At 64.3% G+C, this 11079-nt stretch carries 11 protein-coding genes, 1 rRNA gene and 2 pseudogenes; 9 read left to right on the top strand and 5 right to left on the bottom strand.

All coding sequences use genetic code 11. The features are described 5' to 3' along the window. A 5S ribosomal RNA gene (rrf, locus tag L6D77_RS27690) occupies window positions 1-76 on the top strand; the annotation flags it as partial. 71 nt (window positions 77-147) lie between these two features. Here rrf and L6D77_RS26660 read toward each other — a convergent pair. Further along, on the bottom strand, window positions 148-1011 hold the full coding sequence (locus L6D77_RS26660) for a universal stress protein (protein WP_232884788.1): 864 nt from the start codon (window positions 1009-1011) through the stop codon (window positions 148-150). Between the two features lie 155 nt (window positions 1012-1166). Here L6D77_RS26660 and L6D77_RS26665 point away from each other — a divergent pair, with 155 nt between their 5' ends. Continuing rightward, window positions 1167-1784 (top strand): MiaE family protein, encoded by a 618-nt coding sequence (locus L6D77_RS26665; RefSeq protein ID WP_110993962.1) that lies wholly within the window; start codon window positions 1167-1169, stop codon window positions 1782-1784. 7 nt (window positions 1785-1791) lie between these two features. On the opposite strand, the gene L6D77_RS26670 is transcribed toward L6D77_RS26665, so the two are convergent. After that, window positions 1792-2112: an ElaB/YgaM/YqjD family protein gene (locus L6D77_RS26670; protein WP_232884789.1), complete on the bottom strand. Its 321-nt coding sequence runs from the start codon at window positions 2110-2112 to the stop codon at window positions 1792-1794. A gap of 129 nt (window positions 2113-2241) precedes the next feature. Between L6D77_RS26670 and L6D77_RS26675 the strand changes: the two genes are divergently transcribed. After that, the gene (locus L6D77_RS26675; protein WP_232884790.1) at window positions 2242-2505 is read left to right on the top strand and encodes a hypothetical protein; all 264 of its coding nucleotides are present in this window, start codon (window positions 2242-2244) and stop codon (window positions 2503-2505) included. A gap of 10 nt (window positions 2506-2515) precedes the next feature. Here L6D77_RS26675 and L6D77_RS26680 read toward each other — a convergent pair whose 3' ends face one another. Together L6D77_RS26680 and L6D77_RS26685 are read right to left on the bottom strand one after the other, a co-directional pair. After that, window positions 2516-3076: a GNAT family N-acetyltransferase gene (locus L6D77_RS26680; protein ID WP_232884791.1), complete on the bottom strand. Its 561-nt coding sequence runs from the start codon at window positions 3074-3076 to the stop codon at window positions 2516-2518. A gap of 28 nt (window positions 3077-3104) precedes the next feature. After that, a complete protein-coding gene (locus L6D77_RS26685; protein ID WP_232884792.1) occupies window positions 3105-3575 on the bottom strand; it encodes an LEA/WHy family protein in 471 nt (156 codons plus the stop codon). A gap of 136 nt (window positions 3576-3711) precedes the next feature. On the opposite strand from L6D77_RS26685, the pseudogene L6D77_RS26690 reads away from it, so the two are divergent. From L6D77_RS26690 to L6D77_RS26700, 3 genes and pseudogenes are all read left to right on the top strand, one after another. Next, window positions 3712-4218, top strand: a pseudogene (locus L6D77_RS26690) (RNA polymerase sigma factor); the annotation flags it as partial. A gap of 4 nt (window positions 4219-4222) precedes the next feature. Continuing rightward, window positions 4223-5104 carry a FecR family protein gene (locus L6D77_RS26695; RefSeq protein ID WP_309295666.1) on the top strand — a complete coding sequence of 294 codons (882 nt, stop codon included), beginning with the start codon at window positions 4223-4225 and terminating at the stop codon, window positions 5102-5104. Between the two features lie 120 nt (window positions 5105-5224). Beyond that, window positions 5225-7642 (top strand): TonB-dependent receptor, encoded by a 2418-nt coding sequence (locus tag L6D77_RS26700; RefSeq protein WP_232884794.1) that lies wholly within the window; start codon window positions 5225-5227, stop codon window positions 7640-7642. A 34-nt stretch (window positions 7643-7676) separates the two neighbouring features. Here L6D77_RS26700 and L6D77_RS26705 read toward each other — a convergent pair whose 3' ends face one another. Then, window positions 7677-8567 carry a LysR family transcriptional regulator gene (locus tag L6D77_RS26705; RefSeq protein WP_232884795.1) on the bottom strand — a complete coding sequence of 297 codons (891 nt, stop codon included), beginning with the start codon at window positions 8565-8567 and terminating at the stop codon, window positions 7677-7679. 102 nt (window positions 8568-8669) lie between these two features. Between L6D77_RS26705 and L6D77_RS26710 the strand changes: the two genes are divergently transcribed. From L6D77_RS26710 to L6D77_RS26720, 3 genes and pseudogenes are all read left to right on the top strand, one after another. Beyond that, window positions 8670-9749 (top strand): extracellular solute-binding protein, encoded by a 1080-nt coding sequence (locus L6D77_RS26710; protein ID WP_232884796.1) that lies wholly within the window; start codon window positions 8670-8672, stop codon window positions 9747-9749. 25 nt (window positions 9750-9774) lie between these two features. Further along, the gene (gene speB, locus L6D77_RS26715; RefSeq protein ID WP_232884797.1) at window positions 9775-10740 is read left to right on the top strand and encodes an agmatinase; all 966 of its coding nucleotides are present in this window, start codon (window positions 9775-9777) and stop codon (window positions 10738-10740) included. Window positions 10741-10893: 153 nt separating this feature from the next. Next, a pseudogene (locus tag L6D77_RS26720) lies at window positions 10894-11079 on the top strand (hypothetical protein); the annotation flags it as partial.

Here is an 11079-nt window from a genome sequence, read left to right on the forward strand (position 1 = left end):
CGAACTCAGTAGTGAAACGATGCATCGCCGATGGTAGTGTGGGGTTTCCCCATGTGAGAGTAGGTCATCGTCAAGATTCATTTCGCAAAACCCCTATCTGCGCATGCAGGTAGGGGTTTTGTCTTTATCAGCCTTTTAAACACGCTGTTAGCCGCGCGCCAGCTCGGCAAGGTGTGCTGTAGCCTCTTCGCTCTTGAGTACCAGCACGTCGCCTTCGAGCGAGTCCAGTACCACTTCAGCGGTATTGCCAATCAAGGCGCCCGAGATGCCTGTTCGTGCAACGGTACCGATAATGGTAACCACGGCGTCGTACTTCTTCTCGGTAAAGGGAATCAGCACATCAGCCGGCCCTTCCGCTACGTGCAGGCGCTCCTCGCTGATGTCGAACTCTGCCTGGAATGCCTTGCAGGCTTCGCGATACCGCTGCTCGATGGTCTCAGTAAGCTGGTAAACCGGGTCGGACGCCGACAGCATGGGCGAGGGGTGTGCGCTGATCACATGAAGTTCGCCCTTGGCCAGGCTGGCAATGGCATAGCCATGGTCGATGATGCTCGCATGCAGCCTGCGGTGGTCCTCATCCTGATTGCCCACATCTACGGCTGCCAGAATCACCCCGCCGGTCCAAGGACGCTCACTCTTGACCATCAGCACCGCGCAAGGGCATTGACGCAGCAGTTTCCAGTCGCTGGGCGTGAGCAGCGCCTTGCGTAGTGGGTTATCCGGCCGATGTTCCTTGATGACCAGCTCGCAGCCTTCGGCCTGCTGCACATCGATGATGGATTCATGCAGGGTGTCGTGCCAGGCCTGCTCGTGAGTGACATTGTCATACCCATCATCATGCAACTGGCTGCTGAGCAGGCTCAGTAGCGCACTGTGGTCATGCTTCTTGTCGCACATCAGCAGGTGCAGGCGAGCGCCGGTCACGCCGGCGATCAGCTTGGCGCGGGTCAGGGCGCGGCTGTGGGCGTGTTCGGGGTCGAGAACGACGAGGATGCTGCGAACGGCTTGCATGGCGTGAACTCCCTTCAAGATGGCGGCCAATGCCTGACTATAGTCGGCGCACCTCCTGCCGCCGCTTGATATGCATCAAGAATAGCCACTGGCACTGGACGCTGCCGCCGGTATAATCGCCGGTCCTGCAGATATCTTTCGTGATTGTGAGTGTTATGTCCCAGATTCCTGAAATCGACGCCTTCCTCGGTTGCCGTACCCCAGATGCCTGGATCGAGGCGGCGCTGGCCGACCAGGAAACCTTGCTGATCGATCACAAGAACTGTGAATTCAAGGCAGCAAGCACCGCGCTGAGCCTGATCGCCAAATACAACACCCACCTTGACCTGATCAACATGATGTCGCGGCTGGCCCGCGAAGAGCTGGTGCACCACGAGCAGGTGCTACGGCTGATGAAGCGACGAGGTGTGCCGTTGCGCCCGGTGTCTGCCGGGCGTTACGCCTCGGGCCTGCGCCGCCTGGTGCGTGCCCACGAGCCGGTCAAGTTGGTGGATACGCTGGTGGTGGGGGCTTTCATCGAGGCGCGCAGCTGCGAGCGTTTCGCCGCCTTGGTGCCGCACCTCGACGAAGAGCTGGGCACCTTCTATCACGGTTTGCTCAAGAGCGAAGCCCGGCATTACCAGGGCTACCTCAAGCTGGCCCATGTGTACGGTGATGAGGCCGAAATTGCCCGAGTCGTCGAACAGGTGCGGGAGGCGGAAGCCGAGCTGATCAGTTCTCCCGACCAGGAGATGCGCTTCCACAGCGGCATCCCCATGGCCCGCGCGGCCTGATCGGCTGCTATTGGCGGCGACCCAGCAGCAGGCCCACCACCAACCCGAAACCTGCGGAAACCGCCACCGTCTGCCACGGATGACCGCCGAGGTATTGCTCGGTGGCATCGACCACCGGCTGCGCCTTCTGGCCCAGGCGACTGGTGGCGTCACGGGCCTGGCGCAGTTTGAGCCCCAGCTGCGCGCGCAGCCCTTCGGCTTCTTCACCGACCAGCGATGCACTGTCGCTGAGCAGCTTTTCGGATTCCTCGATCAATGCCTGAAGTTCGCTGAACACCTGGTCCTTGATCTGTTCACCATTGTTTTGCGTGGCGATTTTCCTGGCCATTTACACGTCCTCGTGAAGGGTGGGGGTTGAACAATGGATGCCGTGGCGTCGGGAAAGTTGCAGCGGCTTACCGACGCTTGGCCGCTACGGTGTAAGATAGCGCCCATTTTCCAGTGGCAGGTATTACCCATGAGTTTCAATCTGGCCAACATGAGCTTCGCTGAACGGGCGCAGATCGAGGCAGAGAAAGCGCGCTTGTTTCAGTTCTGGCAGGGCAACCTGGGCAAGGCCAAGGGTGAAGCGGGGCGGCTGATTGCAGAAAAGCCGCGGCGCAAGGGCAAGTGGGCGGAGTGGGTACGTGCCGAGCTCGATGGCATGACGCCGCCGGAGTTCACTCAATTGGTGCGCAGCGAAGTCAACAAGCTGATGGCCGCCGCCAACGCCGGCCGCTGAGCCAGGGCCTTCAGCCAGCCCCTGCGCCAGCCAGGTCGAGCCATTCCTGGCGAGTGATCTCCCACACCTCCTGCGCCAGGCAGCCGCTCACGAAGTTGCCTTGGCCCGTGCGCAGCAGGCGCATGCCGCCGCGCTGGGAAACACGCCTGGACGCTTCGTTGGGCGCCGCCTTGGGCACGCGCATGACTTCGCGCTGCAAGGTGTGGAACCAGAACGCATCGACCACCGCACAAGCCTCTGTCATATAGCCCTGGCCCTGCTGGGCCGGTGCCAGCCAGAAACCGCGATTGTTGTCGGGCTGGTCCATCAGGCTGATGCTGCCGATCATCTGCTGCGGGCGTTCGAGCAGGCGGATCGACCAGTGCCACTCGCGCCCCGCCGCGATCGCCGGCAGGCAGATATCGCGCAGATAGCGCAAGGCGCCATCTACCGGGTAGGGCCACGGCACCAGGGCATTCAGGTAGCGCACCACTTCCCAATGCGGGAACAGTTGCTGGATGGCCTCGGCGTCGCTCAGTTGCAAGGGGCGCAGCAGCAGCCGGGCGGTTTTCAGTTCAGGTGTAGGAGACATTGGTAGGTCCTTTACCAATCCAACAGGTTTACCAGCCGGCTGCCGTGGCAGCAGGCAAGTCCAGTTTGCCTTTGTCCGTGAACCGGACAGTACCCAGCGGGCCTCCGGCCAGTTTGCCACGCAGTACATAGGGCAGCCCTTGCAGCGAATCCACCCGGCTCAGGCCGTAGGCCTGGCGCAGAAAGGCAAAGGCGGTGACGCTCACCGGCACCACGATCACAGCTTCGTCGTAACGGCCGATACGCCCACGCTGGTCACTCACGCCAGCCGCCAGGGGCTGGTCGTTGACTTCCAGGTTGAGCGCAATGCCATTGAAGTCGACGGGCGTTTCGTTGGGGTTCTGCACGCGGATCTTCACCGCCATGCGTATCTCCAGGTCCTGGCCGGGCAGGGGGTCGATGCCGATCACACTGATGTTCAGCGGGTCACGGTTCTGCAATAGCGCGCAGGCATTGAGGCCAAGGGCCATCAGCAGGATCAGGCAGCAGCGGACAAGCATGGCGTTCACAGCCTCGACTTACGGGCGAGCCTGCAGTGTGGCAAATGCACGGCGGCGTTGAAAGTACGGCGCGTTATGAAAGATACTGTTTCTCATTAACGCCCGATAATCTTTCCCGACGGCCTTTCACCTACCGATGCTGACGTCTCCCGTGTCCGGGCTGCTGGCAAGTTTCCAGGAGCACTACGACGACCTGCTGCAGTTCCTGATCCGGCGCATGCGCGACCGCCAGCGCGCCGCCGACGTGGCCCAGGAAACCTACCTGAAGCTGGTCAAGATCGACGAACAGGCCGTCCAGGTACTGCATGCCCGCAGTTTCATCTTTCGTGTTGCTGGCAACCTGGCCATCGATGCCCAGCGGCGTGAACAGCGCCTGGCCGCCAGCCATGACGACAGCGATGGGGCAGGGGAGCTCGCCTGCCCTGCGCCCGCGCCGGAGGCCGCGTTGCTCGCCCGCGAGCGCTTGCAGATACTTGACCAGGCGCTGCTGCAGCTGTCCGACAATGCGCGCCAGGCGCTGCTGCTCAATCGCATCGAAGGCCTGACCCAGGCGCAGATCGCACAACGGCTGGGCGTTTCCGAGAGCATGGTGGCAAAATACATCGGCCAGGCCCTGCGCCATTGCCGTGACTGGCTCAAGCACAACCATGAATGACGCCACCGCCATGCCTGCACCACATCCGCTCAGCGACCTCAGCGACGATGCCCTCGACTGGCAGGTCCTGCTGCATTCGGGCACGGCCACGGCGGCCGACCGGGCGCGCTACCAGCGCTGGTGCCAGCTGGGCCCGGCCCATGCCGAGGCCGCTCGCGAAGCCGAAGCGCTGTGGCAAGACCTCGGTCACACCCCCACTGCACAAGCACTCCACCAGCCACCTGCACCGCGCAGATGGCGCCGGGTTTCGGCTATTGCCGCCTCGCTGGCGATGCTGATGGCCGGATACGGCGCCTGGCAGCAGTTGCCAGTGTGGCAGGCGGACTACCACACCAGCGTTGGCCAGCGGCAAAGCCTGACCCTGGCCGATGGCTCGCGGGTCACCCTCAACGGCGGCAGTGCCTTGTCGGTGGCGTTCAGTGCCGACCAGCGCAAGGTGGTGCTGGAGGCCGGCGAGGCCCTGTTCGAAACGACCGAGGATCCCCGCCCGTTCGTGGTGGAGGCCGGTGGCGAGCCGGTCAGCGGCGGTGCGGCGGTATTCAGCGTGCGCCGCCAGCCCGAAGGCAACCGCGTGGTCCTGGCCCAGGGCGACGCCCGGGTTGGCGGCCAGGTGCTGCAGCCAACGCCGGATGCCGGCGCCCAGACCGCCTGGCAGCGCGGCAAGCTGATCTTCAATGGCAAACCCCTAGGCCAGGTACTGGCGGAGCTTGAGCGCTACCAGCACGGGCGCATCTTCATCCCCGACCAGCAGCTAGCCGCCCTGCAAGTCAGTGGCGTGTTCGACCTGGACGACCCCCACGCACTGTTGCGCACGCTTGAACAACGGTACGGCCTGAAGGTCACCTACCTGCCGTTCCTGGCGGTGGTCTACTGAGCCCCCGTAGCGAAATCTAAATTATTTTTCATTACGCACTGCAAGTTCATCGAAGCCAGATCGTCGTAGTGGCACTGATCAGCCAACCCTACCCAATTACGACTGTCTGGAAGCTCATTCGTGAAGGCTACGCCCACGCTCCCGCACCGCTTCAAACACGCCTTGCTGTCCTGCACCGCCCTGGCCGCGCTGGCCGGGCCACTGCTGGTCGAGGCTGCCAACGCCACCCCGGCCAGCGGCGCCCAGGCCCGCCAGGTGCGGCTCGACCTGCCCGCCCAGCCATTGGACCAGGCGCTGACCGCGTTTGCCGACCAGGCCGGCCTGCACCTGCTGTACACCACCGAGGATGTGGCCGGCCTTCAAAGCCCGGCCCTGCAAGGTAGCTTCGACATCGAGCAGGCCCTGCAGCAACTGCTCGCCGGCAGCGGCGTCAGTTATCGCTTCAACGATGCGCGCACGGTCACCCTGCGCAAGGCCGCGCCGCAAAGCGTCAGCCTCAAGCCCATCGAAGTCAGCGTGGCCTCGCGCACCAGCACCGCCATCAGCGAGATCCCCGGCACCGTCTGGGTGGTCGACCAGCAGCAGTTGCGCGAGCAGATCGACAGCGGCGTCAGCCTCAAGGAGGCCATCGGCAAGCTGGTTCCAGGCCTCGACCTGGCTCCGGAAGGCCGCACCAACTACGGCCAGAACATGCGTGGCCGCGATGTGCTGGTGATGATCGACGGCGTCAGCCAGAACAGCTCTCGTGGCCTTTCGCGCCAGTTCGACAGCATCTCGCCGTTCAACGTCGAGCGCGTCGAAGTGTTGTCCGGCGCCAGTGCCATCTATGGTGGGGGCGCCACCGGCGGCATCATCAATATCGTCACCAAGAAGGGCGAGCCAGGGCCGCTGCGTTTCGAAACACAACTGGGTGCCAGCAGCGGTTTCAATAACAGCGACGACCTGTCCACCCGCATCGCCCAGTCGATCAGCGGCGGCAACGAGCGCATCAATGCCCGGCTCGGCGTCTCCGGCGAGCAGAACGAAGCCTTTTATGATGGCGCCGGTGACCAGATCTTCATCGACAACACCCAGACCGACCTGCAGTACAACCGCAGCCTCGACATCCTCGGCACCCTCGGCCTGGCCCTCAGCGACGAACAGAGCCTGGACCTGCTGGCCCAGTACTACGACTCCGGCAACCACGGCAGCACTGGCATCTACTTCCCCAACCTGAACTACAACGCGCCCTCCGATCTGGAAGATGCCGAGCTGCGCGGCGGCTATTCCTCCGACCTGCAACCGCGCACCCGGCGCCTGCTGCTCAACGCCAACTACCACCACAGCGACCTGCTGGGCCAGGACTTCTACCTGCAGGCCTCGTACCGCAAGGAAGACGACAACTTCTATCCGTTCCCCTACTACAACACCGGCAAGCCCACCGGTTCGCGGGGTGTGTACTTTGCCGGCTCCCAGCAGAACTTCGAAGTCACCAGCCTCAAGGCGCTGTTCGCCAAGCAGTGGGACAGCCTCAAGTTCACCTACGGCGTCGACCTCGACCGCGAGCGCTTCAACGCCGAGCAGACCACCTTCGACGCCCGCGCCTCGTCCGCCAGCGGCGGCCTGCAGCTGGACGAGGCGAGCAAGGCGGCGCGCTACCCCAGCTACCGGGTCGATGGCGTGTCGTTGTTCACCCAGCTGGACTGGCACCTCACCGATAACCTGACCCTCTCCGGCGGTGCCCGACGCCAGCAGATGGACGTGGATGTCAGCGACTTCAAGAACGTGCCCGGTGGCAGCAACGACTACCAGGTCAGCCTGTACAACCTCGGCGCCATCTACGACTTCAAGAACGGCCATCAGCTGTGGACCAACTACGGCGAAGGCTTCGAGTTGCCCGACCCGGCCAAGTACTACGGCAAGCCGGGCCTGTCGGTGGCCGACAACCCGCTGGCCGGGATCAAGAGCCGCCAGGTGGAGATGGGCTGGCGCTATGCCGACCTCGACTGGAATGCCCAGGCGGCGCTGTACTACACCTGGTCGGACAAGATCATCAACGTCGACAGCAAGACCCTGACCATCAATGTCGATGACCAGAAACGTCGCGATTACGGTTTTGAAAGTGCCCTGACCCGTTACTTCCAGAATGGCTGGGAAACCGGCGGCACCCTGCACCTGGTACGTTCGGAAGAGGAGGCCGCCGACGGCGACTGGATCAAGCGCGATGCCCGCTATGCCTCGCTGTCCAAGGCCACCGCGTTCGTTGGCTGGAAGGGTGACGGGCGCAGTGCCCGGTTGCAGGCCAACCACGCCATCACCCTCAAGGACGATGCCGACCACCAGATCGACGGCTACACCACCTTCGACTTGCTGGGCAGCCAGGCCACCGGGTTCGGCACCTTCAGCGCCGGCATCCAGAACCTGTTCGACAAGCAATACAGCACGGTGTGGGGCCAGCGGGCGACGCTGTTCTACTCACCCACCTACGGGCCGGCCTACCTGTATGACTATCAAGGGCGAGGGCGGACCTACACCCTGACCTGGAACCTGGCCTACTGAGCACCCGTTCGCCGGCTCGCCGGCGAACCACCCTTCAGCTGAACACCGCGAGCAGATCCTCGACAAAGGCCCGTTGCGCTTCCCCCGGCACCTGGCCGCGATGCCGTGCCAGGGTAAACGGCACGGTAAAGTCCAGCCCGGTATCCAGCGCTCGTAACAACCCTTGCGCCTCCCAGGGCGCGGCGTAGTGGCAGGGCAGGTAACCGATATGCCGCCCCGACAGGATCAGTGTCAGGCTGCTTTCGATCTGTTCGGACAGGGCCATGCTGTGGCGGCTGTGGAAGGGCTCACCTTGCTTGACGAAGCGATAGGGGTGGCGGACCTGATCGGCATCGAGCAACTGTTCACGATTGACCTCGACCGCCTCGAACAACCGGTGGCCCAGGCCACAGTACAGCCGTTGGCGCTCATCAAACAGCGGCTGATAGTCGAACGCCGCCTGGCTGCCCGAAAAATAGCTGATCGCACAATCCAGCCGCTGCTCCAGCAACAGCCGCTCGAGCTCTGCAGGCGGGGCGCTGATCAGTTCCAGCTGCACGGCCTCGTCACGCTGTCGAAAACGCGCGATGGCCTGGGCGATGCGCAGGGTGACGCTGCTGTCCTGGTTCTCGGCAAGGCCGATACGCACGCTGCCCAGCAGGCGCCCGGCCACGCCGTTGGCCTGTTGGCGAAACTGCTCGATCTGCAGCAGCAGGCCACGGCTCGCCTGCAGCAGCAACTCGCCTTTCTCGGTCAGGCGAAAGCCGCCCTTGCCACGGCTGCACAGGCGATAACCCAGGCGCGTTTCCAGCTTGGCCATCTGCTGGCTGATGCTCGGTTGGCTGAGCCCGAGCACGCCCTGGGCGGCGCTGAAGCCACCGGCCTCGACTACAGTGACGAACAGCCGCAGCAGGTGCAGGTCCGGGTCGTGGAGTTGTCCGAGCATCACATTGCTCCTGGTGAATGTCAGCTTTACACAGTTGCCATTTTTGCAATGTAACCCGGCAGGCATGCTGGCGGCATCCACCCATTTGCCGAGGTGTCCGCCATGCGTCGAACGCTGTGCTTGCTGTCCCTGCTGATCGCCCTGCCACTGCAGGCCGAAGAGAAAGTCGTCAACCTCTACAGCTGGGCCGACTATGTCGCCCCGCAAACCCTGCAACGCTTCGAGCAGGAGACCGGTTACAAAGTCCGCTACGACACCTTCGACACCACCGAAGTGCTCGAAACCAAGCTGCTCACCGGCCGCAGCGGCTACGACGTGGTGGTGCCGTCGGCCACCGTGCTGGCCCGGGCGCTCAAGGCCGGCGCACTGCAACCGTTGGATGCGCAGTCGATGCCAGGCTACGCCAACCTCGACAAGGACCTCCTGGCCAAGCTGGCCGAAGCCGACCCGGGCAACCGCCATGCCGTGCCCTACACCTGGGGCACGCTGGGCCTGGGGGTGAACGTCGAGGCGGTACGCCAGCGCCTGGGTGATGTACCGCTGGACAGCCTCGACCTGCTGTTCAAGCCCGAGTACGCCAGCCGCCTCAAGGACTGCGGGATCGCCATGCTCGACTCGCCGCAGGAGGTGATCGGCCTCACCCTCAACTACCTGGGCAAGGACCCGTACAGCCAGGACAAGAAAGACCTGGACGCCGCCCAGGCCCTGTTGCAGCAGTTGCAGCCCTCGATCAGCTACGTGGCCAACGGCCGCCAGATCAACGACCTGGCCAACGGCAGCGTGTGCCTGGCACTTACCTACAACGGTGACGCCGCCACCGCCGCCGATCAGGCCCGCCGCGCCGGCAAGCCGTTCGAGCTGATCTACCGCATCCCCCGCGAAGGCACCCTGGTGTGGCAGGACAACCTGGTGATCCCCAAGGATGCCCCGCACCCCGAAGCCGCCCGGGCGTTCATCGCCTTCATGCTGCGCCCCGACTCGGTCGCCGCCCTGACCAACTCGCTGTTCTTCGCCAACGCCAACCAGGCCGCCACGCCGCTGGTGGACGAGGCGATCCGCACCGACCCGGACATCTACCCCCCGGCCGAAGTGCGCCAGCGCCTGTTCGCCGACCGCAGCATGGCCCTGTCCGACCTGCGCCAGCGCAACCGCCTGTGGACCGCCTTCCGCAGCCGCCAATAACAACGACAACACCAGGAGACAGACCGTGGACATCGCCCAGGACAACGACCAGGCCATCACCCGTGACAGCCTTTACGGCACCGCTGCCGAGAGTACCTACGCCGGCATCACCAGTTTTTCCCGGCGCCGCTACAGCCGCGACCTGCGCGGGGTCGACGTGGTGGTCAGCGGCGTGCCGTTCGACACTGCCACCAGCAACCGCCCGGGGGCGCGCTTCGGCCCACGGGCGATCCGCGCGGCCTCGGTGCAGCAGGCCTGGGCCCGGCACTGGCCGTGGGCGTTCGACCCGTTCGACCACCTGGCCGTGATCGACTATGGCGACTGTGCGTTCGACAGCGGCACGCCGGAGTCGGTACCCGACAGTATCGAAGCCCATGCCGAGCGCATCCTCGAAGCCGGTTGCGCCATGCTCACCCTGGGCGGCGACCACTTCATCAGCTACCCGCTGCTCAAGGCTCACGCCCGCCGGCATGGCCCGCTGGCGCTGATCCACTTCGACGCCCACAGCGATACCTGGCCCGACGAGGAAGGCAAGCGCATCGACCACGGCACCATGTTCTGGCACGCCGCCCGCGAAGGGCTGGTAGACCCGGCGCGCTCGGTGCAGATCGGCCTGCGCACCACCAACGACGACAGCCAGGGCTTCGCCATCCTCGATGCCCGCCAGGTGCATCGCCAGGGCACCGAGGCGATCATTGCGGCGATTCGCCAACGGGTGGGGGACAGGCCTGTGTACCTGACCTTCGACATCGATTGCCTCGACCCTGCCTATGCGCCTGGGACCGGCACCCCGGTGTGCGGCGGCCTGACCACGGTGCAGGCGCTGGAGATCCTTGGCGGCCTGCGCGGCATCAACCTGGTGGGGATGGACCTGGTGGAAGTGGCGCCGGCCTATGACCATGCCGACATCACCGCCCTGGCCGGGGCGACGCTGGCGATGGAAATGCTCTGCTTGTATGCCGCGCGGCACAAGGTGGACAAAATCGGCTAAACGGCCCGAAGCCCATTCGCCGGCCTGTCCGGCGAATGGGCGCATACTGAAACATCACGAATTATCTAAATCCGCATTCACGCTTTTGTGTCGAACCCTGCGCGTCTTAGGCTATCCAACCCTGGAGCGCGCCTTTTCGTACGGAGGTGAAGCATGAATCCCACACTGCCAACCCTGGCCATCGGCCTGATGCTGAGCCTGCCACTGCAGGCCGCGCCCGTTGCGCCCCTGCAATTGGCCGCCAGCGACAGCAACAACCCGTACAACAGCCCGATCCAGCGTGCCAACCCCAACAGCCGCCAGGGCAGCGTGCCCGCCACCCCCCCGGTGCGCGGCCCG

It is taken from the genome of Pseudomonas parasichuanensis (assembly GCF_021601385.1).
Taxonomy (GTDB): domain Bacteria; phylum Pseudomonadota; class Gammaproteobacteria; order Pseudomonadales; family Pseudomonadaceae; genus Aquipseudomonas; species Aquipseudomonas parasichuanensis.

Excerpts from the sequence above, each read along its gene's own strand:
- L6D77_RS26660 (WP_232884788.1), bottom strand. The coding sequence starts at position 1,011 with ATGCAAGCCGTTCGCAGCATCCTCGTCGTTCTCGACCCCGAACACGCC.
- L6D77_RS26665 (WP_110993962.1), top strand. The coding sequence starts at position 1,167 with ATGTCCCAGATTCCTGAAATCGACGCCTTCCTCGGTTGCCGTACCCCA.
- L6D77_RS26710 (WP_232884796.1), top strand. The coding sequence starts at position 8,670 with ATGCGTCGAACGCTGTGCTTGCTGTCCCTGCTGATCGCCCTGCCACTG.
- L6D77_RS26705 (WP_232884795.1), bottom strand. The coding sequence starts at position 8,567 with ATGCTCGGACAACTCCACGACCCGGACCTGCACCTGCTGCGGCTGTTC.
- L6D77_RS26695 (WP_309295666.1), top strand. The coding sequence starts at position 4,223 with ATGAATGACGCCACCGCCATGCCTGCACCACATCCGCTCAGCGACCTC.
- L6D77_RS26670 (WP_232884789.1), bottom strand. The coding sequence starts at position 2,112 with ATGGCCAGGAAAATCGCCACGCAAAACAATGGTGAACAGATCAAGGAC.
- L6D77_RS26675 (WP_232884790.1), top strand. The coding sequence starts at position 2,242 with ATGAGTTTCAATCTGGCCAACATGAGCTTCGCTGAACGGGCGCAGATC.
- L6D77_RS26680 (WP_232884791.1), bottom strand. The coding sequence starts at position 3,076 with ATGTCTCCTACACCTGAACTGAAAACCGCCCGGCTGCTGCTGCGCCCC.
- L6D77_RS26685 (WP_232884792.1), bottom strand. The coding sequence starts at position 3,575 with ATGCTTGTCCGCTGCTGCCTGATCCTGCTGATGGCCCTTGGCCTCAAT.